At 44.4% G+C, this 365-nt stretch carries 1 pseudogene; it reads right to left on the bottom strand.

The window, feature by feature from the left end:
• Nucleotides 1-302 (bottom strand): annotated as a pseudogene (locus D7V20_RS19595) (IS6-like element IS1006 family transposase); the annotation flags it as partial.
• Nucleotides 303-365: the final 63 nt, after the last annotated feature.

Here is a 365-nt window from a genome sequence, read left to right as displayed (position 1 = left end):
GTATCGCCACGTTGATCGACTGCACGATACAGATAAGACCATCGTCCATTCACTTTTACATAGGTTTCATCAATATGCCACGAGCTCAGATCTGTAGGATTACGCCAATACCAGCGTAAACGTTTTTCTATTTCAGGAGCATAACGTTGAACCCAACGGTAAATAGTCGTGTGATCAACATTCACACCCCGTTCGGCCAGCATTTCCTGCAGTTCACGATAGCTAATGCCATATTTACAATACCAGCGCACAGCCCAAAGAATGATTTCGCCCTGAAAATGCCGACCATGGAAAGGATTCATATGCTGCACCTTTAGCTAAAACAGTCTTCAGCTTACCATTCGTGGTTATTTGCAACAGTGCCA

Origin of the sequence: Acinetobacter rongchengensis, from assembly GCF_003611475.1 — a bacterium.
GTDB classification, from domain to species: Bacteria; Pseudomonadota; Gammaproteobacteria; order Pseudomonadales; family Moraxellaceae; genus Acinetobacter; species Acinetobacter rongchengensis.
Note: the sequence above shows the minus strand (reverse complement) of the source record. Positions and strands in the feature narration are given on the sequence as shown.